The organism is Microbacterium sp. M28, from assembly GCF_025836995.1.
Classification (GTDB): Bacteria; Actinomycetota; Actinomycetes; order Actinomycetales; family Microbacteriaceae; genus Microbacterium.
Map to the genome: position 1 here is coordinate 2,639,491 of NZ_CP107546.1, position 18,924 is coordinate 2,658,414.

Here is an 18,924-nt window from a genome sequence, read left to right on the forward strand (position 1 = left end):
CGTCAGGCCGACAGCACCGAGAGGATGTTGCCTGCAGGGTCGGTGAACCAGGCGATGTCCGGCCCCTGCCCTGCGGCCTTCCCGCGCACGATCCCCTTCTCGTCCTGCGGCATGCCGTCGTAGCGCTGCATCGTGACGCCCTTGGCGACGAGCTCGTCCACGACAGCGTCGATGTCGTCGACGGGGAAGTTGAGCACCGTGAACGTGGCAGGTCGGTGATCGTCCTTCGGGTAGATCAGCACGGCGCCGCCCTTCGGCAACTGCACCGAGATCAGTCCCCCGCCCGCCTCTTCGACGGCGAGGCCGAGCACGCCCTCGTAGAAGGCGCGCGAGGCAGCCAGGTCATCGGAGGACATGCCGCTGAACGCGTCGGAGTTCTCGAACATCGCTGCTCCTTCGGTGGGTCTGACCCCACCTTTGCACCGGGCGAGGCCCGGGGCAAGGGTCAGCGCAGAGCGTGCTCCTCGATGAAGGCGCGGAGCACCTGCGCGTCGTCTGGCAGCTCGGTCACGTGCTGCGGTGCGTCGAGCATCGCCTGCAGCTCGGGCGAGTACTCGAGCTGCACGCCGATGGCCTCGAGGATCGTCTCGGCGAACTTCTGCGGCTTGGCCGTCTCGAGGACGAGCATCGGCACGCCGGACTCCACGTTCTCGCGGGCCACCTTCACGCCGTCGGCGGTGTGCGGATCGATGATGTCGCCCGACGCCTCGTAGACGCTCCGAATGGTCTCGAGCCGATCCGCATGCGTCGAGGTACCGCTGACGATGCCGAACTCCTCCGCGAAGCGCGCCTGGTCGGCGGAGAAGTCGAAGAAACCCTGCTCGTCCAGCTCGCGCCAGGCGCCGAGGACGCGGGAGGCGTCGCGCTCGACCAGCTCGAAGATGAACCGTTCGAGGTTGGAGGCCTTCGAGATGTCCATCGACGGGCTCGAGGTCGCGAGCGTCTGGGCGGCGCTGCGAGGCCGGTAGATGCCGGTGCGGAAGAACTCGTCGAGCACGTTGTTCTCGTTGGCCGCGAGGACGAGGCGGCGGATGGGCAGCCCCATCTGCTTCGCGAAGAACCCGGACAGGATGTTGCCGAAGTTCCCCGACGGCACGGTGAAGCTGAGCTCGGTCCAGCCACCGGCATCCGTGGCGCGCAGCCAGGCCCAGAAGTAGTACACGACCTGAGCGGTGATGCGGGCGAGGTTGATCGAGTTGACGGCGCCGAGGTGCTGGGCGCGCTTGAAGTCGAGATCCCCGGCGAGCGCCTTGACGAGGTTCTGGCAGTCGTCGAAGACGCCGTCGACGGTGATGTTGTGGACGTTCGCGTCGTCGAGGGAGAACATCTGGGCGCGCTGGAACGCGCTCATCCGTCCCTGCGGGGACAGCATGAAGACGGAGATGCGCTCCTTGCCGCGGAGGGCGTGCTCAGCGGCGGAGCCGGTGTCCCCCGAGGTGGCGCCGAGGATGTTGAGCACCGAGCCCTTGCGCTCCAGCGCGTACTCGACGACCTGGCCGAGAAACTGCATCGCCATGTCCTTGAACGCCAGGGTCGGCCCCTCGGAGAGCCCGACCAGCGTCAGGTCGTCGTCGATGCGGCGCAGCGGCACGACCTCGCCGGGGAAGTCGGCGTAGGCGGCGGCCGTCATGCGCGCCAGGTCCTCACGCGGGATGTCGGTGGCGAACAGACCCAGCACCTCGGTGGCGAGCTGCGGGTACGTCAGCGCACGCCAGCGCTCGAGCGTCTCGCCGTCGACCGTCGGCATCGTCTCCGGAACGGCCAGGCCGCCGTCGGGCGCGAGGCCCTCGAGCAGGGTCTCGCAGTACGGCAGCGGCTGCATGCCGCCTCGGGTGGAGATGTACTGCACGTCGGCTCCTCGGTCTGGATTCGGCACGGGTCTCCATTCTCGCAGGTGCACGGAGCGGATGACGCGGGGCGTCAGAACAGGCTCGCCTCGACCTAGAGCACGTCGGCGATCGCCGCGAAGGTCCGGTCCGGGTCTTCGAGGTGCATGTCGTGGTGGATGTCGGAGAAGCTCCGGACCCCCCACCCCTCGCGTTCGAGAGCAGTTGCCATCGAATCAGGCAGCACGGCCGGCGAGTCGTCCGAGAGAACGATGGTCGATGGCACCTCCGGCGGGGCGATGGGGATCGGATGAAAGGCAACCTCGCGGAAGACGTCCGTGGCCATCTTGGCGTCGAACTGCTGGCGGCTCTGCGCTAAGAGTTCATGGATGCTCGGATCGTACGCCGCGCGCTGCACTGAGCTCCGGCGGGCCTGGATCAGGCCCATCACGCCCAGCGAAAGAGGCGGGACCGCCCAGAACGCGCGCCCGGCGAAGCCCGTGGTCGGAAGGGAGAGCCCGAAACCTGGATCGAGGTAGATCGCATGCTCGGGCTGTAGATGTCCGACAGCTCGCACCAGCACCGAGCCCCCGAGCGAATGCCCGACGACACTGTGCAGCCCACGTGGGAGCGTCTCCGCAACGTCGGCCGCGAGGTCGTCGAGCAAATACGACGACGCGCGTTCGCTCTCTCCGTGCCCGCGCAGGTCGACTGTGGTCACGGTGTAGCCGCCTGCATCGTGCATGCGCTCGACGAACGGCTGCCACGTGGCCCCGGATGCACCGAGTCCGTGAATCAGTCCGACATGGAGAGGGCCGGAACCCGTGGTGCTCGTATGGAGTCGCATCTGCATATTCTGCAGGATGCGCACACGGCCGGAATGCCCGTCCCGCGCGGGCTACAGCCCCTGCCCTGCTTCCCACAGCCGCTCGGTCTGGCCGGCGAGGAGGGCGTCGAGAGAGCCGGCCTGTGCATCGGTGAGCGAAGCCACGTAGTCGATGATCCCTCGACCGCGGGCGAGCCGGCGCCGGTCGGCATCCGTTTCCGAACCGCCCGACCGACGATGGTCCTCCGCTGCGAGCTCGACGAGGTCGATCAGTCGACGCGGTGCGCGACGGGCGTCGCGGGGGTCGTCGAGCCATGCGGCGAAGCCGTCGACGAGCCGTTCCAGCACGCTGGCCTGCCCGCGCTGGTAGACCGTGAGGTCCGGTCGCTCGAGGATGAATCGCTGGTGCAGGAACTTCAGCACCGCGACCTCGTGCCAGGCGCGAGGATCGAGGCTGACGTGCCCGGAGCGGATGTCGGGATGCCTGTGCACCTCGACCGACGATTGAAGCCGCGCGATCCACGCCGTCGTGAACCCGGCCAGCGCTCGTTCGTTCGACAGCGAGCCGTCGAACGGTTCAGCGAGCAGCCCTTCGATCACCTCCGTCTTGACCCGGGCGACCGCCTCGCTGAAGGCATCCGCGTCGGCGATCCAGGCATCCTTGCTCTGCAGCCGACGCCAGAGCAGCTCAAGCGAGTGCCCCGGAGTCCGACTGCCGGCCGAAAGCGCGTCGTCATCGAGGGTGCGGAGGCGGGAGAGATCGCGATGCCAGTTGCGGAACTCCGCCGACAGGGTCGCCGCGTTCAGCAGCCCGGCACGGTAGAAGTCGTCGAGGTCGTGCAGCGAGTACGCGATGTCGTCGGAGATGTCCATGATCGAGCACTCGACGGTCTGCTGCCCGCGTTCGATCAGGGGGTAGGCGGAGAGCGCCTCCCTGGCGTCGGGTTCGTCGATCGCGTAGAAGTTGAACTTGCTCGCGCCGCCGCGGCTGGGTCCGCCCTGGCCACGCAGCCACGGGTACTTCAGCACAGCCGCGCGCACGGCCGCGGTGAGGTTGAGTCCGACGCCCGGCCGGTCGTGCTCATCGAGACGGGAGATGATGCGGAACGTCTGCGCATTCCCCTCGAACCCCTCCGCCAGGCCGAAGCGGTGGCGCGCAAGGCGATCCAGGGTCTGCTCACCGAGGTGGCCGAACGGCGGATGCCCGAGGTCGTGCGCAGCGGCGGCCGCCTGCACGACGACGGGATGCGCACCGCCGAGCTCCTGCACGACGCGACCGGCGTCATCCGCGCGCGTGGACAGGTGGCTCGCGATCGCCCGCGCGATGGCGGCGACCTTGATCGAGTGCGTGAGCCGGTTGTGCACCGCGAGCCCGGCGCCCGTCTGCGAGATCACCTGGGTCACGGCCGAGAGTCGCGAGTAGTACGGCGAGAACCGGATGCGCTCGACATCGACGCGGAAGTTCGGGTGGCCCTCGGTCAGCTGGAACGCGTCGAGCGTCTCAGCGACCCGGCGCTGCTGGCGGGGATCATCCGTCGTCTGCGGCATAGGCCCAGTGTGGCATGCGACGGAACCGGGGTCAGAGCGCCCTGTCCGCCACACGGTCTCGGGGCTCAGAGCCTGCACCGCACTCGCCTCCGCACGCGGCATCCAAGGCCCCATCGGATCTCACACATCCGCGACATGCATCCGGCCGCCCTGTCTGCCGTAGATGGAGATGACTTCGGCGGGGATGTCGACGTGTGCGTTGCCGATCCAGTGCGGAACGCTCGTATCGAACTCGGTCGCCTCCCCGGCGGACAGCTCGGTCACACGGTCCGGGAGCATCAGTCGGATGCTTCCGGCGAGGACGAACAGCCACTCCCGGCCCTGGTGCGAACGGAACGTCGCCGGCGGCAGTGCCGCGGCAGCCGGATAGATCACCTTGAACGCCTGAAGCTCACCACGGTTGATCCCGAGCGGCACGAAGGTCAGGCCGTCCCTGCGGACCGGACGCAGATGCACCCGGGGATCCCCGTGGGACGGTGCCGCGACCAGCTCGTCGAGCGGGAGTCCGTGGACGCGCGCGAGCGGCAGCAACTGCTCCAGCGTCGGGCGGACCTGCGACGTCTCGAGACGGGACAGCGTGCTGGAAGTGATGCCGGTCTGCCGCGCGAGCTCCGACAGTGTGAGCCCGAGAGCCTGCCGGAGGGCGCGCAGACGCGGTCCGACCCGCTCGAGCAGCGTCTCGTCCGGTGTCGGCATCATCGCCTCCTTCCGAGGATCTTGCAGATCTGGGACACGGCTCGCGAAGCTCACGACGTCTTCGCGATCATCAAACCATGCACCAGCACGGCGCCGACTCCGGCCTGACCACGCGGCAGGATCTCGACCGCCGTCTCGACCAGCACCGCGGACTCATCCTGGGCAGCCTCGACGGACTCGCCGAGGATCCGGCCCGCGCGGTTCCGGTCCCCGGCAAACCGTCGCTCCTCGGCATCGTCCGCCACACGGCCTATGTCGAAGGGGTGTGGTTCGGCGAAGCGGTCACCGGCCGGCCCCGCGCCGAGCTGGGCCTCCCCGTCGCCACGGCGAACTCCTGGAAGACGCGCAGGACCGACACCATCGCATCCGTCACCCAGCTCTGCCAGCGGATCCATGAGCATTCCCGATCGAATCTCGCGGGCCTCGGTCTCGACGATATGGTGACCGGGCGCGGCCGGCGAACTGTTCGGAGCCTGTACACGCACGTGCTCATCGAGCTCGCGTGGAACACCGGACAACTCGACATTCTGAGGCCCCTCGCTGATGCCGCTCAGCGCCCGGCCGAGAGCTGACCTCGACGGCGAGCCATCAGCAGGAACAGGAACGTCGCCGCTGAGCAGACCAGGACGGCGACGACGCTCCCCTCCGGGCCGAAACTGCCGCCGGAGAGCCACTCCGGCCCGCTCGTCACCGCCGTCACGAGAGAATCACGCGCCTCCGCACCCGACGTGACGGTGCCGAAGATGCCCACGGTGGCGACATTCCATCCGAAGTGCAGGCCGATGGCCAGCCACAGCGATCCGGTCGCGAGATAGGCGGCCCCCAGCATGAGGCCGGCTTCGATCGCGATCGCCACCGCACCCCAGAGGGAGGCACCGGGGTTCAGCAGGTGGACGAGCCCGAAGAGGACCGCTGACGCGCCGAGCGCGACGCCGGCACCCCACCGGCCTCGGAGGAGCCGGAACACGATCCCCCGGAAGAACACCTCCTCCGAGACGGCGATCGCGCACATCATGCCGACGACGGCCAGCGCGCCCGCGAGCGACCCCCAGCCCGTGATCGTGTAGGCGCCGAAGACGGCGAGGATGGCGACGGTCACCGCCGACAGGGCGACCCCGCCCGCCACTCCCAGCAGCAGGTGCCGGACGGAGCTTCCCGGCGCCAGATCCGACACCCGGCGCCGTTCGACGTGCTTTCCCGCCCAGCGGTACAGGGCGACCATCGCGACGGCCAGTGCCGGCCCGATGATGAGCGCGGGCACCGGACTGCGCATAGCCGCGGCGACGGCGTTCGTGACCAGCATCGCGATGGCGAAGCCGATGACCAGAACTGTCGTTCTCAGCCGGCCGCGCATGCGGTGCGGCGTGGTCGCGGCTGTGCTCGACCGAGGCTGATCCTGCGTGGAATTCGGCATCCCTGCTCCTTCGTCTCTCCCCGTTCACGGGGTCGAGATCGACGCTACGGAGGCCAGGACCTGCGCGAATCACCCCGTGGTGGACAGTGCGGCTCCCCCGGCAGAGGGACACTCCTGACCCGACGCGGATGCCCGTGCACGGGGTCAGGGCCAGCGTGCGAGTCCGGTGCGATGCGCGAGAACGACGGCCTGGACCCGGTCGCGCAGGTCGAGCTTGGTCAGGATGCGCGACACATAGGTCTTCACGGTCTCGTGGCCGATGACGAGCCGCGCGGCGATCTCCGCGTTCGACAGTCCATCGGCGATAAGGATGAGCACTTCCCGTTCGCGGGAGGTGAGCGCTGCGAAGACCGGATCGTCCTGCGCCGCGGGTCGAAGCCGCTCGCCGTGGCGACCGATCAGCGCTCGGGTCACCGCAGGGGCGATCAGGGAATCCCCCGCCGCGATCGTCCGGATCGCCGCTGTCAGCTCTGCGGGCCTCGCGTCCTTCAGGAGGAAGCCGCTCGCTCCGGCTCGCAGCGCGTCGTACACGAGACCGTCCAGGGAGAACGTCGTCACCACGAGCACGCGCACCGCATCGAGGACATCGGGACCTGCGACCCTTCGCGTCGCCTCGATGCCGTCGAGGATCGGCATCCGCACGTCCATCACGACGACATCCGGACGTTCGCGTCGCGCGACGCGCACGGCCTCCTCTCCGTCCGCGGCCTCGCCGACGACCACGAGGTCGGGCTGGGCATCGATGATGGTGACGAATCCCGTGCGCACGAGCTCCTGGTCGTCGCAGACGACGACGCGGATGGGTACCTGGTTCGATTCCACGCTCATGCGGGAATCCGGGCATGCACCGCGAATCGATCGCCCTCCGGACCGGCCTGCAATTCTCCGCCCACGAACTCCACCCGCTCACGCATTCCGATGATCCCCCGGCCGCCCGTCGCCGAAGCCGGACTCGTGCGGCCGGAACTGACCACGTCGACCAGGATCTCACGGTCGTCGTAGGAGATCTCCACGGACGCCGCGCCGTCGCGCGCATGCTTCCGGGCGTTCGTGAGACTCTCCTGCACCACCCGCACGACCACGAGTCCGATGGCGCCGGCCAAGGGACGACGCCGACCGTGCTCCACGAGCTCGACGCGCTGACCGGCCGAGCGGGCACGGGCCACGATGTCCCTGATCTGCTGCTCCACCGGCGAGCGGGTGATGTCGGCACCCCCGTCGAGTGCCCCGAGCAGGCTCCGCAGGTCGACGAGCGTCGTCCTGCCGCCGTCGGCAATGGAGGCGAGCAGCCCGCGCGTCGTCTCGTCGACGCCGGCACGGAACTGTCCTGCCTCGGCCTGTACGACGATCGCCGTCACGTGATGCGTGACCACGTCGTGCAGTTCGTGCGCGATGCGGGCCCGTTCGCCGGCGATGGTCTCGCGTTCGACCTGTTCGGCGCGGCTGCGGCGCAGAGCCGCCTGCGAGCGCAGCCAGGATCCGAACATCCACAGCGCCGTGAGCAGGGCCCCGAATACCACGGCGTCGAGCACGGTGAGATCGGCATCCCGCGCGATCAGCGCCGCGACGAGGGCGACGTAGGCCGCAACGGTGATCGTCAGCGTGAGGATCCGGTGCCGCTGGACGAGGGCTCCGGCACCGGCCAGGGCGACGAGCAGACCGAGCGCGGCGAATGTCGTGGGGTAGCCCAGCAGCTGATACACGGAGAAGGTCGCGAACGTCGCCGCCAATGACCACTGCGGCCACCGGCGCAGCAGCGCGACCGCGCCGCCCTGGACCACGATGAGCACGACGCCGAGCGGATCGAGTGATCGACCGGATGCCTCGGCCAGCGCGAGGCCCTGCTGAGCAACGCCGGGCACGAAGGACAATCCGATGAGCACGACTGCGGTCGCCGCATCCCACGCGACGTGCGTCACGAGAAAACGGGCGAGCCTCATGGGTGCATCGTACGGGGACCGTCGCACCCGGGGTTCGCGCACGCCCTCCGCCGCCCGCGATCACCGCGATGCGAGGATCGCCGCGGACAGCCATCGGCCGAAGTCACCGAAGCTGGGTCCGTCGCCGTCGGTCCGCTCTCGGCGAGCGTCGTCGAGAAGGGCGCCATCGGGATGCGGCTGGTCGTTGATGATCGACACCAGCTCGAGGTAGCATCCCTCGGTCGCGGTGTACTCCGCATCCTGAAGCGCCTCGAGGGTGAGGCTGTCGAGGTCGTGGTAGCGGCCCGCGAGCCGACGCCGCAGGTCTTGGTCTGCTTCGACCCCGAAGGTCTGCGCGAGCTGTCGGACCAGCTCGGAGGCCAAGGAAGCGACGTGGACGTCGTCCGGGGAGAATCCCGCCCGGTGCGCGGCCATCAGCTTCGGCATCAAGTCGGCCCCAGCGGAGTGGAAGAACTCCTGCACGCGAGGTGCGGCGATCTCAGAGCCGGGGAACTGCGCGTACGTCTCGCGCAGGTACGACCGCGTCGCCGCGCGGAACCGGTCATCGCGCAGCAGTTCCGCCAGGGTGATCCAGGCATCGAGCTGCTCCGGGGTGGGGTCGTGCGGGAGAGTCGGCTGCACGGCACGGATGCGGTCGATCGCCGCATCCGGAAGGCCTGCGGTCACGTCGTCGAGGAAGTCGTCGACCAGACGTCGGCGCTCGGCGTCGGGCATCGTCACCAGCTTTCGCAGCAGGATCGCGCGCTGCGCCGTCCCTTCCTGCCGGACGAGCGCGCGCAGCACGGCCCGCTTCCCCTGCAGATCCGTCGTCCGATTCTCGATGACGTCGAGATGCTCGGCGAGGACGTCGCGCAGCGAGGTCGTGCCGGCGAGCGCGCGCCGCACCTGGTCCAGGCCGGTCTCGAGGTCTCGCAGCGTGCGCACGAACTCCAGGCGGGCGATCGCATCTACGTCGTAGAGGCGATGGCCGGAATCCGTCGAGTCCGTCGGGGGCACGAGTCCCTCATCGGCGTAGTAGCGGATGGCGGTGACGCTGAGTCCGGTGCGGTGCGCGACTTCGCCGATGGAGTAAAGGGTGTCTTCTGGAGTGGTCATGTCCTCACCATGCAACCTCAAGCCGCTTGAGATGCAAGTGGAAGCGTCAGAGTGCTCCTGGGAATCTGCCGTGGGCTGGTTCAGACTGTGTGAATGGAATACGGCGGAGTGTTACCTGCGGATGCACCCGATCCGAGCGTCGAGTCCGAGGCGCGACTGCGGACGCTCGACTTCCCTGTGTTCCAGCTCACACCACAACCCTCGCTGACACGCGCACCGGTCGTCGGCTTCACGGAAATCGGTGGGGCGGTCGAGCTGGAGGAACTGTCGGTGCTTTTCACCTACACGCTGTGGAAGCACCCCGACGACCACTCCGACACCCGCAACGAGATCGAACTGGACGAGCAGACGCGTCGCGACATCGAGGAAGAGCCCGCCTGGGGTCGCCCCGCATGGCTCATCGAGCAGGTTCAACTGTTCCGGTACCCGATGCTCTGGGACGCGGTCCGCACGGCCCGGCATGCCTCACCGGATCGCGTACGGCACTCACTGGAACAGCAGCTCGTGGACCATACGAACCATGTTCTGCGCAACAGCTTCCGCGAAGAGCTCGGCCTTCCCGCCGGTCCGAGCACCCGCACCGACTGGGAAGCCACAGTCACCTCCGTGCGAGACGGTTCCATCAACGTCGACGGTCGGCACCGATCCGCCGTGCAGATCGACACCGATCCCTTCGTCTACGCCGCCGGATTCCGCATCGATGAGCACATCGTCTGCACGAGTGTTCTTCCACGAGAAAGTCTGCCGTTCATCGACCTGTCGCTGACGACGTACGACTGACGACGTGCGCGTAGACGCTCGGCGACGGCGTCGCGCGTCGGCTATCTCAGCGCCGCCCCCGGCCGACCGAACGTGCAGATAGATAGTCGTGCCGTTGGACGAACGGTGTCAATGGTCGCCGACAGAGGCGTGCACGTGGGCGCGCTGGCCCTGGCGTCCGACGAGGCTGAGGTATTCGACCGGGCCGGCGCTCGTGGCTCCGAACCAGTGCGGGGTGCGGGTGTCGAACTCGGCGGCCTGGCCCGCCTGCAGGAGCAGGTCCTGGTCGCCGAGCACCAGGCGGAGGGTGCCGTTCAGCACATAGGCCCAGTCGAACCCTTCATGGGAGCGCAGGTCCGGAGCCGTGTCGTCGCTGCCCGTCGGGAGGACGAACTTGAACGCCTGGATGCCCCCGGGGCGGCGTGTGAGCGGGATGATGATCGACCCGTCGCTGCAGGCCATGGGACGGAGATCGATTCGGGGGTCGGCGGTGCGCGGCGCATCGACGAGAGAGTCGAGCGTGACGCCGTAGTAGCGGGCCAGCGGCAGCAGCTGTTCCAGAGTGGGGCGCCGCAGGCCCGCCTCCAGCCGGGACAGCGTGCTCGTGGAGATCCCGGTCTCCTCGGCGAGCGTCGTGAGCGTGATGTCGCGGCGGAGACGAAGGTGCTTCAGGCGGGGGCCCACAGTGTCGAGGGTCTGATCGGCGTGTTCGCTCACGTCCTCCATTTTGCCATTCGGCAAGAAAGATTGCCAGTTGCGTGGATCTGGATGATCCTTGATACGGACATCACCGACGAGCGGGAGGCATCGCGATGGGCGCGACACACGACTTCGACAAGGAATACTGGGAGGATCAGTGGGGCCCGTCCGCGGCGGGCCGCGACCGCCGACTCCCCGTCAACCCTTACCTGATGACCGAGATCGCGCACCTGCCGGTCGGCACGGTTCTGGATGCGGGCTGTGGAACCGGAACCGAAGCGCTCTGGCTGGCCGAGCAGGGCTGGGCCGTCACGGCTGCCGACATCTCCGCGACCGCGCTGGCGGAGGCCAAGTCTCGCGCCGCTGTCGCCGATGCCGGCGAGCACGTCGACTGGGTGGAAACCGACCTGTCGCGCTGGGAGCCGGAACAGACCTGGGACCTCGTGGTCACCAACTACGCCCACGCGGAGATCGGGCAGCTTCCGTTGTACCAGCGCATCTCCTCCTGGGTCGCCCCCGGTGGAACGCTCCTCATCGTGGCGCACCTCCACGGCCAGCACCGCGACGTCCACCACGGCCATGACCATCCCGAGGCAGCGACAGCGACGCTGGATGGGATCACGAACCTGTTCGGTTCTCCGCGATGGCGGATCGACTCGGCCTACGAGCACACCCGCACCGTCCATCCCGGCGGTTCCGCGATGCAATTGCGTGACGTGATCGTCCGCGTCCACCGACTTACCTGACCCATCTCCCCCTTCGCGCGCCGCGGCCTCTCCGCAGCGGCGCTGCTTCAGCCTGCCCGCGATCAGCGTCGGGCGGAACACCCCACGAAAGGAAACACAATCCGCCATGACTTCCACCATTCGCGCCGGTGCCGAGGATGCCGCGCCTGTCATCGAAGATGCACGACGCAGACGCGCCATCCTGTGGGCCGTCTGCATCGCATTGATGGCCGTCGTCGCCTCCGTCAGCGGTCTCAACGTCGCTCAGCCGCAGCTCGCGACGACCTTCGACGCCTCCCAGGGGCAGGTGCTGTGGATCATCAACACCTACACCCTCACCCTCGCCGCCCTCCTCCTCCCATTGGGAGCGCTGGGCGACCGGCTCGGTCGCAAGCCGGTGCTCATCGTGGGGCTGGCGGTGTTCGGGATCGCGAACACCGCCGCCGCCGTGGCCCCGGTCATGGAGGTCATGATCGCTGCACGCATGCTCAGCGGCATCGGTGCGGCCCTGATCATGCCCGTCACCCTGTCGGTGATCACCTCCTCGTTCCCGGACGAGGACCGATCCCGAGCCATCGGGATGTGGAGCGCAGTCGCCGGAGGCGGCGGCATCCTGGGGATGTACCTCTCGGCCGTGCTGGTCGACATCGCAACCTGGCGGTGGCTGTTCGCACTCCCCATCGCACTCACCGTCGCGGCACTGCTGATCGGCGCCCGCGCTGTTCCGAACTCGCGCGAGAAAGCCTCCGGCCGGTTCGACGCCCTGGGTGCGTTGACCTCGATCGTCGCGACCGTCGGGTTCACCTTCGCCCTGCACGAAGCACCGTCTCACGGCTGGGCCGACCCGATCGTCTCGATCGCGCTCATCGCGGCGGCGCTCGCTACCGCCGGGTTCATTCTGTGGGAGCTGCGCACCCCTTCGCCTCTCCTGGACATCCGACACTTCCGAACCAGAGGCCTCTCTTCCGGCACCACGGTCCTGCTCGTGTGGTTCGGAGTCCTGGGCGGAGTATCCCTGGTGCTGTACCCGTTCTTCCAGGTCGCTCTCGGATGGAGCGGACTGCTCTCCACACTCGGCATGATGCCCATGGCGCTGCTGATGATGCTCGCCTCCGGACTCGCCCCTCGCCTGGCGGCCCGCATCGGAGCCCGGGCCTGCATGGTCGTCGGACTCGCCATCTCCACCGCGGGGCTCGCACTCATGGCCTGGCTCGTGTCCGCCGACGGCGGATACCTCAGCGTGCTCCCCGGACTCATCGCGATGGGACTCGGCGCTGGCCTGGCGATGACGCCCTCCACCGAAGCCATCACGTCATCGCTTCCTCGCGAGCAGCAGGGTGTCGCCTCGGCTCTGAATGACCTCTCTCGCGAACTCGGAGCAGCCCTGGGCATCGCGCTCCTGGGCGGTGTGCTGGTAGCCGGGTACCAGAGCGCGATCGTCGGACGTCTCTCGGGTGTACCCGAAGAGTTCGCGGCGACAGCACGCGAGGGCCTCGCCAACGCCGCCGCGATCAGCCGGAACGCGGGAGCGCATGCGGAGCAGATCATCACCGCCGCGAACGAGGCGTTCATCGCCGGCTGGCAGCAGGCGATGTGGGTCGGCGTCGCCGTGATGACGGTTCTGGTGATCTTCGTCCTCTTCCGCGGCCCCGGCTCATCCACGCCCTCGGAGTCGACCATCGCGGAATCGAGATAGCCATCAGTGGGTTCGACGGCGAGATTTCCGTAATCAAACCGTTGCATTCGTTACCGCCCCGTTATACAGTTATCGCACGGTGAATGTTTGCTGTGGCATCCACCGCATGTGATTGCAGGACACTCTTGGTGCAAGGGACAAGGGCCGGTCGGAAGCCTCTCCGACCGGCCCTTCACCTTGCCGCTACGCTGAGATCGTGACCGACCGGAACCTCGCCATCGCCGCATGGGAGAGCCTCTTCCGCGCCCAGCACGAGCTGTTCTCGCAGATGTCCGCCGACTTCGACGGCTCCGACCTCGCACAGGGCGAGTACGACGTCCTCCTCACGGTCACCCGCGCGCCCGACATGACCGCGAAGCTCCGAGACGTCACGCAGAACATGCTCATCAGCCAGCCCAGCGTGTCCCGCCTGATCGACCGTATGGTGAGCCGCCATCTGGTCACCAAGCACCCCGACCCCGAGGACGGCCGGGGTGCGCTGATCCGCGCGACGGATGCCGGGGCGCGCGCGTTCCGTCGCATCGCCATGATCCACGGGCGCTCGATCGCCGAGCGCATGTCAGGCCTCGATGACGACGAGCTGCGTACACTCCTCGCGCTGACCGAGCGACTCCGCAAGCGCTAGACTTTCGAATATTTCTTCCGAAAATATCTTCCCATTTCGTCGTGGGCGGGGTAGTCTGGGAGCATGTCGACGACGACGCATCTGGATGCTCTGCACGAGGCGGTCACCCGCCTCGATGCGGTGTGGGCGGAGGCCGCGGATGCGACGGAGTTGGATCGGGCGGGGTTGGTCGCGGCGAATGCGGCGTTGGGCGCCCTGCATCGGCTGGTGGATGCGCTCGAGGCCGAAGTCGCCGCCGGAATCGCTCGGGAGTCGCGTGCCGATCTCGGGGCCGCTTCGCTCGCGAAGGAGCAGGGGTTCCGCACGGCGGCCCAGTTCGTCGCGACGGTGACCGGAAGGTCTTCCGGCGAGGCGTCGCGGCTGGTGAAGGTCGGTGAAGCGCCCGCCCCCCGCACGGACCTGCTCGGGGCACGGTTGCCGGCGAAGTACGCGGCCGTGCAGGGGGCTCTGGCGGCCGGTGCGATCGGTGCCCCGGCAGCGGGGTTGATCATCGGGTTGTTGGACCGGGTGCGGCTGAAGATCGACACCGACCGACTCGTCGAGGTGGAGGCCCTGCTGGCCGAGAAAGCGGCCGGGCTGTCGTTGGACGAAGTCCGAAAGCTCCTCACCCACGCGGAAGCACACCTCGACCCCGACGGGGTCCTGCCCCGCGAAGAAGCCGCACGCGCGCAGAACCGCATGGTCATCTACGAACGCGACGGGCGCCTGCACCTCGACGCCGACATCGACGTCGCCACCGCCGCCCCCATCAAGACCGCACTCGAGGGATACGTCACCGCCGTGTTCCACGCACGCGCCAAGGCACTGGACCCCGACGCCCCCGACGCCGACCGGCGCACCGTCGCGCAGATCCAGGCCGACGGGCTCGCCGATCTCTGCGCCCACGCCCTCGGCTGCGACAACGACGCGCCCCTGCTGGCCGGGGCGACCGTGATCGTCCGGGTCGGACTGCACGACCTCACCACCGGCACCGGATACGCCACCATCGACGGCATCGACCAGCCCGTCAGCATCGGAGCGGCCCGCCGCATGGCCGCGGGCGGCGGCATCATCCCCGCCGTTCTCGGCACCGACAGCGAGATCCTCGACTGGGGACGCGAGAAACGCCTCTTCACCCGAGCGCAAAGACTCGCCCTCGCCGAACGCGACGGCGGATGCGCAGGATGCACCCTGCCCCCATCCATGACCCGCGCCCACCACATCGACTGGTGGCAACGCGACAACGGACCCACCGACCTCAACAACGGCATCCTCCTCTGCGAGTCCTGCCACCACCGCATCCACGACAACGACTGGGACATCCGCATCGACGGCACCGGCCTGGCCGCCCACGTCTGGTTCATCCCACCCCCACACATCGACCCCACCCGCACCCCACGCCTCGGGGGCACCGCCCGCTACAACCTCGCCGCCTGACAACCCCGCCAGCGCGCCTCGCGGCCAGAGCACACCTCCACAGCCCCGCGCGCACGCCACCGCCAGGGCGCACCCGCGATCGGGGTACGTCCACGGTCGAGTCACTTCCACGGTCGAGTCACTTCCACGGTCGGGGCACGCCCACGGCCAGCACACGTCCACCCGCCCCCACGGCCAGCACACGTCCACCCGCCCCCACGGCCAGCACACATCCACCCGCCCCCACGGCCAGCGTGCATCCCACGCCCCGGCGGCGCCGCGCGCACCCCACGCCCCGGCGGCACCGCCCACCACAATCTCGTCGCCTGACACTGATCTCGCGGGAAACGCAGCCGCCCCGGGCCCCGGACCGCAGGCCCGTGCCAGCGATATGCACGACGTCCGCCTCCGACGCCCCGCCGACCCATCTGGCATAGTCGACACCATATGTAGCCATCGCGACGACCGCGATCGGCTGGGAGGGACATAAACATGGAGCTCGCCGGAATCGTCGGCATCCTCGTTCTCGTCGGCATCGGGGTCGTCATCCTGATCGTCTTCGCCCTGATCGCGCTGCTGTTCGCACGCAGCTGGATCAAGGTCGCACGCGCCGACGAGGCGCTGGTCATCTCAGGACGCAAGCAGAAGGTGCAGCGAGCGATCATCGCCGCCGACGGCACCAGCAGCTCCGAGATGTCGGAATCGCCCGTCACCGTTATCGTGAACGGCAAGTCCCTCGTCAACCCGATCACGCAGCGGCACGAGATCATCTCGCTGCGCTCGCGCCAGGTCTCGCTCAACGCCGAAGCGCAGTCGCTCGACAGCGTCACGCTCAACGTCGACGGCGTCGCGATCGTCAAGATCGGCTCCGATCCGCTCTACGTCCGCCGCGCCGCCGAGCGCTTCGCATCGCAGGACGCCGCCATCGAGCAGTTCACCACCGAGCAGCTCGAGGGCGCCCTCCGCGGCATCGTCGCCACCCTCTCGGTCGTCGAGCTCATGCGCGAGCGCAAGAAGTTCTCCGACCAGATCGCCGCCGACGTCTCGCAGGAACTCGCCGAGCAGGGCCTGATCCTGGACTCGTTCCAGATCAAGGGCATCACGGATGCCGTCGGCTACATCCAATCGCTCGGCGCCCCCGAGATCCAGGCCAAGCGCCAGGCCGCCGAGATCTCGCAGACGAACGCCGACCGCGCGATCAACCAGAAGAACATCGCCAACAAGGAAGCCAACCTGATCGAGCAGACCGCGCTCGACACGAACACGGCCAACGCGGATGCCGGCATCGGCCGCGCCCGCGCCGAAGCGGAGCAGGCCGAGTACCTGGCCAGGGCGCAGGCCGAGCAGGCCGTCCTGCAGCAGCAGGCCGAGAACAAGCAGGCGCAGCTCGACGCCGACGTCAAGCGCGTCGCCGACGCGCAGCGCTACGAGGCCGAGACCCGCGCGCAGGCCGAGCTCTACACGCGTGAGCGCGCCGCCGAAGCCGCCGCGATCGAGCAGGTCAAGCAGGCCGAGGCGCGCACCCGCATCGCCGAGCAGCAGGCGAAGGCCGACGAAGCCCGCGCCCAGGGTGAGGCGACGGCAGCACAGGCCAAAGCCGAAGGTGAGGCCGTCGCGCTGCGCGCCCTGGCCGAAGCCGAAGCAGAGGCACGCCGCCTGCGCGCCAACGCCGAAGCCGACGCCATCCGCGCCGAGGGTGAAGCCCGCGCGGCCGCCGTCGAGGCCGAGGCGAAGGCCATCGCCTCGAACCAGGACGCCTTCCTCTCGCAGCGCGTGATCGACGTGCTGCCGACCATCATGGGCGAGTTCGCGAAGGGCTACGCGGCGATCGGCAACATCTCGATCATCGGCAGCTCCGGCGAGGACGGCGCATCCGGTGTCATCGGCGGAGACAGCGCGAAGGCGCTGAAGTCGGTGTTCGACAGCGTCAGCTCCGCCACCGGCCTCGACCTCGCCGCGATCATCCAGGGCCAGGCCGTCGGACGCGGCATCGGCGAAGGCGTCGCACAGGCGCAACAGACACAGCCCCAGGCACCGGCTACCGCCGCGACGAAGAAGCGCGCGAAGACCGCCGTCGAATCCCCCGTCGCTTCCCCCGCGACAGCGGAGTGAGCGTCCGAAGGCGCCGGTCGCGATCATGCGGCCGGCGCCTTCGTCGTGTCACGGAGTTCGGCGCCGAAGCGTGAGCGACGCCAACACCAGCGCCCCGATCGCGAAGGCGACGACGACCAGAAGCGGACCGAACAGGTCCCAGCCCTCGTCACCGGCCGCGACGGCGTTGATCGTGTCGATCGCGTAGCTCAGCGGCAACCAGTCCGAGATCGCATACAGCACGTCCGGCATCTGGTCGCGGGGCATGAACAGCCCGCCGAGGATGATCTGCGGGAACACCAGCAACGGCATGAACTGCACCGCCTGGAACTCGGTCTGCGCGAACGCGCTGGCCAGCAGCCCCAACGCCGTGCCGAGCAGGGCATCCACGACGGCGACCAGCCCCAGCTGCCAGAGCGGACCGTCCACCCCCAGCCCGCACACCCACACCGCGAACGACACCGTGACGACCGCCTGCACGAGCGCCATCAGCCCGAATGCGAGCGCGTAGCCCAGGATGAAGTCCGCCTTGCCGAGCGGCGTCGTCATCAGCCGCTCCAGAGTCCCCGACCGACGCTCCCGCAGCGTGGTGATCGACGCGATCAGGAACATCACGATGAACGGGAACAGCGCGAGGATCGCTCCCCCGAACTGATCGAACACGCCCTCCTGATCGCTGAACAGCCACGCGAACAGGCCGACCAGCAGGCTCGGCGCGATCAGCATCAGGGCGATCGACCGCGGATCGTGCCGCAGCTGCGCCAGCACCCGCCCGGCCGTCGCGGCCATCCGCCCGCCGTTCACGATTCGCCCTCCGTCCGCCGCTCGCGGCGCGCATGCAACCGCTGGTCGCGCTCGATCAGCGCCAGGAACGCGGCGTCCGGGTCATCCGCCTGCGTATCGGCCAGCAGCGCCGCGGGCGTCGTATCGGCGATGATGCGCCCGGCGCGCATGAGCAGCAGGCGGTCGCAGCGCAGCGCTTCGTCCATGACGTGGCTGGACACCAGCAGCGTCACACCCCGATCCGACAGCGCTCGGAACATGGCCCACAGTTCGGCCCGCAGGACGGGGTCGAGTCCGACCGTCGGCTCGTCGAGCACGATGAGCTCCGGAGAGCCGAGCAGGGCCATCGCCAGCGACACCCTCGTCTCCTGACCGCCGCTGAGCGAATCGACCGTCTGCCACGCCTGATCGCCGAGCCCGACCTCGCGGATGACGCGGTCGACGTCGCTGCGCGCGGCCCCGAGCAGGCGCGCCACATACCGCAGGTTCTGCCGCACGGTCAGGTCGGCGTAGACCGCGGCACCCTGCGTGTCGTAGGCGACCCTGGTGCGCAACCGACGCGCGCCGGCCGGCTCGCCGAGCACCGTCACCGTACCGGACGCGATGCGCTGCACTCCGACGATCGACCGCATGAGCGTCGTCTTGCCGCAGCCCGATGGTCCGAGAAGCCCCGTGATCTGCCCGCGCGGAATCGCGACATCCAGACCGTCGAAGACCGGGGTGCGCCCGCGCCGGACGTGGAGTCCGACGACCTCGACCGCGTTATTCACCATGTGATGAATTGTTCTCCTCGGCCGCGAGCGCGT

At 68.7% G+C, this 18,924-nt stretch carries 19 protein-coding genes; 7 read left to right on the forward strand and 12 right to left on the reverse strand.

Translation table 11 applies throughout. The annotated features are described in order from the left end of the window. Positions 1-2: 2 nt before the first annotated feature. The 5 genes from OED01_RS12885 to OED01_RS12905 all read right to left on the reverse strand — a co-directional run bounded on the left by OED01_RS12885 (position 3) and on the right by OED01_RS12905 (position 4,896). Positions 3-386: a VOC family protein gene (locus OED01_RS12885; RefSeq protein ID WP_264155682.1), complete on the reverse strand. Its 384-nt coding sequence runs from the start codon at positions 384-386 to the stop codon at positions 3-5. A gap of 59 nt (positions 387-445) precedes the next feature. Then, positions 446-1,849: a threonine synthase gene (gene thrC / locus OED01_RS12890; protein ID WP_264155683.1), complete on the reverse strand. Its 1,404-nt coding sequence runs from the start codon at positions 1,847-1,849 to the stop codon at positions 446-448. Between the two features lie 92 nt (positions 1,850-1,941). Next, positions 1,942-2,679, reverse strand: a complete 738-nt coding sequence (locus tag OED01_RS12895; RefSeq protein WP_264155684.1) for an alpha/beta fold hydrolase — start codon at positions 2,677-2,679, stop codon at positions 1,942-1,944. 45 nt (positions 2,680-2,724) lie between these two features. Continuing rightward, positions 2,725-4,200 carry a deoxyguanosinetriphosphate triphosphohydrolase family protein gene (locus OED01_RS12900; protein ID WP_264155685.1) on the reverse strand — a complete coding sequence of 492 codons (1,476 nt, stop codon included), beginning with the start codon at positions 4,198-4,200 and terminating at the stop codon, positions 2,725-2,727. Between the two features lie 120 nt (positions 4,201-4,320). Next, positions 4,321-4,896 carry a helix-turn-helix domain-containing protein gene (locus OED01_RS12905; protein WP_264155686.1) on the reverse strand — a complete coding sequence of 192 codons (576 nt, stop codon included), beginning with the start codon at positions 4,894-4,896 and terminating at the stop codon, positions 4,321-4,323. A gap of 77 nt (positions 4,897-4,973) precedes the next feature. Between OED01_RS12905 and OED01_RS12910 the strand changes: the two genes are divergently transcribed. Then, positions 4,974-5,468: a DinB family protein gene (locus OED01_RS12910; protein ID WP_264155687.1), complete on the forward strand. Its 495-nt coding sequence runs from the start codon at positions 4,974-4,976 to the stop codon at positions 5,466-5,468. Here OED01_RS12910 and OED01_RS12915 read toward each other — a convergent pair. The 4 genes from OED01_RS12915 to OED01_RS12930 form a co-directional block, all read right to left on the reverse strand. Next, entirely contained in the window at positions 5,447-6,310 is an 864-nt protein-coding gene (locus tag OED01_RS12915) for a CPBP family intramembrane glutamic endopeptidase (RefSeq protein ID WP_264155688.1), read from the reverse strand. The two genes, OED01_RS12910 and OED01_RS12915, sit on opposite strands and share 22 nt — an antisense overlap. A gap of 144 nt (positions 6,311-6,454) precedes the next feature. Beyond that, complete coding sequence (locus OED01_RS12920) at positions 6,455-7,138, reverse strand: response regulator (RefSeq protein WP_264155689.1); 684 nt, start codon at positions 7,136-7,138, stop codon at positions 6,455-6,457. Continuing rightward, entirely contained in the window at positions 7,135-8,250 is a 1,116-nt protein-coding gene (locus OED01_RS12925) for a sensor histidine kinase (protein WP_264155690.1), read from the reverse strand. The genes OED01_RS12920 and OED01_RS12925 overlap by 4 nt, the downstream gene beginning before the upstream one ends. A 60-nt stretch (positions 8,251-8,310) precedes the next feature. Beyond that, positions 8,311-9,345 carry a helix-turn-helix domain-containing protein gene (locus OED01_RS12930; protein WP_264155691.1) on the reverse strand — a complete coding sequence of 345 codons (1,035 nt, stop codon included), beginning with the start codon at positions 9,343-9,345 and terminating at the stop codon, positions 8,311-8,313. Positions 9,346-9,438: 93 nt separating this feature from the next. Here OED01_RS12930 and OED01_RS12935 point away from each other — a divergent pair, with 93 nt between their 5' ends. Continuing rightward, a complete protein-coding gene (locus OED01_RS12935) occupies positions 9,439-10,125 on the forward strand; it encodes a hypothetical protein (protein ID WP_264155692.1) in 687 nt (228 codons plus the stop codon). Positions 10,126-10,233: 108 nt separating this feature from the next. On the opposite strand, the gene OED01_RS12940 is transcribed toward OED01_RS12935, so the two are convergent. After that, positions 10,234-10,830, reverse strand: a complete 597-nt coding sequence (locus tag OED01_RS12940; RefSeq protein WP_264155693.1) for a helix-turn-helix domain-containing protein — start codon at positions 10,828-10,830, stop codon at positions 10,234-10,236. A gap of 86 nt (positions 10,831-10,916) precedes the next feature. Between OED01_RS12940 and OED01_RS12945 the strand changes: the two genes are divergently transcribed. From OED01_RS12945 to OED01_RS12965, 5 genes are all read left to right on the forward strand, one after another. Continuing rightward, the gene (locus OED01_RS12945) at positions 10,917-11,549 is read left to right on the forward strand and encodes a methyltransferase domain-containing protein (RefSeq protein ID WP_264155694.1); all 633 of its coding nucleotides are present in this window, start codon (positions 10,917-10,919) and stop codon (positions 11,547-11,549) included. A 106-nt stretch (positions 11,550-11,655) separates the two neighbouring features. Beyond that, positions 11,656-13,224: an MFS transporter gene (locus OED01_RS12950; RefSeq protein WP_264155695.1), complete on the forward strand. Its 1,569-nt coding sequence runs from the start codon at positions 11,656-11,658 to the stop codon at positions 13,222-13,224. Positions 13,225-13,420: 196 nt separating this feature from the next. Further along, positions 13,421-13,849: a MarR family winged helix-turn-helix transcriptional regulator gene (locus OED01_RS12955; RefSeq protein WP_264155696.1), complete on the forward strand. Its 429-nt coding sequence runs from the start codon at positions 13,421-13,423 to the stop codon at positions 13,847-13,849. A 63-nt stretch (positions 13,850-13,912) separates the two neighbouring features. Continuing rightward, on the forward strand, positions 13,913-15,265 hold the full coding sequence (locus OED01_RS12960) for an HNH endonuclease (protein ID WP_264155697.1): 1,353 nt from the start codon (positions 13,913-13,915) through the stop codon (positions 15,263-15,265). A 471-nt stretch (positions 15,266-15,736) separates the two neighbouring features. Then, positions 15,737-17,356, forward strand: a complete 1,620-nt coding sequence (locus tag OED01_RS12965; RefSeq protein ID WP_264155698.1) for an SPFH domain-containing protein — start codon at positions 15,737-15,739, stop codon at positions 17,354-17,356. A 48-nt stretch (positions 17,357-17,404) separates the two neighbouring features. Here the strand turns inward: OED01_RS12965 and OED01_RS12970 are convergent, their stop codons facing one another. Next, positions 17,405-18,139, reverse strand: coding sequence for an ABC transporter permease (locus OED01_RS12970; protein ID WP_413231586.1), 735 nt, complete (start codon positions 18,137-18,139; stop codon positions 17,405-17,407). Continuing rightward, positions 18,136-18,891, reverse strand: coding sequence for an ABC transporter ATP-binding protein (locus tag OED01_RS12975; protein ID WP_264155700.1), 756 nt, complete (start codon positions 18,889-18,891; stop codon positions 18,136-18,138). Before OED01_RS12975 ends, OED01_RS12970 begins: the two co-directional genes overlap by 4 nt. Positions 18,892-18,924: the final 33 nt, after the last annotated feature.

Bases quoted from the DNA above. Each gene is read 5' to 3' on its own strand.
- OED01_RS12885 (WP_264155682.1), bottom strand. From the start codon at position 386: ATGTTCGAGAACTCCGACGCGTTCAGCGGCATGTCCTCCGATGACCTG.
- OED01_RS12895 (WP_264155684.1), bottom strand. From the start codon at position 2,679: ATGCAGATGCGACTCCATACGAGCACCACGGGTTCCGGCCCTCTCCAT.
- OED01_RS12900 (WP_264155685.1), bottom strand. From the start codon at position 4,200: ATGCCGCAGACGACGGATGATCCCCGCCAGCAGCGCCGGGTCGCTGAG.
- OED01_RS12905 (WP_264155686.1), bottom strand. From the start codon at position 4,896: ATGCCGACACCGGACGAGACGCTGCTCGAGCGGGTCGGACCGCGTCTG.
- OED01_RS12910 (WP_264155687.1), top strand. From the start codon at position 4,974: ATGCACCAGCACGGCGCCGACTCCGGCCTGACCACGCGGCAGGATCTC.
- OED01_RS12915 (WP_264155688.1), bottom strand. From the start codon at position 6,310: ATGCCGAATTCCACGCAGGATCAGCCTCGGTCGAGCACAGCCGCGACC.
- OED01_RS12920 (WP_264155689.1), bottom strand. From the start codon at position 7,138: ATGAGCGTGGAATCGAACCAGGTACCCATCCGCGTCGTCGTCTGCGAC.
- OED01_RS12925 (WP_264155690.1), bottom strand. From the start codon at position 8,250: ATGAGGCTCGCCCGTTTTCTCGTGACGCACGTCGCGTGGGATGCGGCG.
- OED01_RS12930 (WP_264155691.1), bottom strand. From the start codon at position 9,345: ATGACCACTCCAGAAGACACCCTTTACTCCATCGGCGAAGTCGCGCAC.
- OED01_RS12935 (WP_264155692.1), top strand. From the start codon at position 9,439: ATGGAATACGGCGGAGTGTTACCTGCGGATGCACCCGATCCGAGCGTC.
- OED01_RS12940 (WP_264155693.1), bottom strand. From the start codon at position 10,830: ATGGAGGACGTGAGCGAACACGCCGATCAGACCCTCGACACTGTGGGC.
- OED01_RS12945 (WP_264155694.1), top strand. From the start codon at position 10,917: ATGGGCGCGACACACGACTTCGACAAGGAATACTGGGAGGATCAGTGG.
- OED01_RS12950 (WP_264155695.1), top strand. From the start codon at position 11,656: ATGACTTCCACCATTCGCGCCGGTGCCGAGGATGCCGCGCCTGTCATC.
- OED01_RS12960 (WP_264155697.1), top strand. From the start codon at position 13,913: ATGTCGACGACGACGCATCTGGATGCTCTGCACGAGGCGGTCACCCGC.
- OED01_RS12965 (WP_264155698.1), top strand. From the start codon at position 15,737: ATGGAGCTCGCCGGAATCGTCGGCATCCTCGTTCTCGTCGGCATCGGG.
- OED01_RS12975 (WP_264155700.1), bottom strand. From the start codon at position 18,891: ATGGTGAATAACGCGGTCGAGGTCGTCGGACTCCACGTCCGGCGCGGG.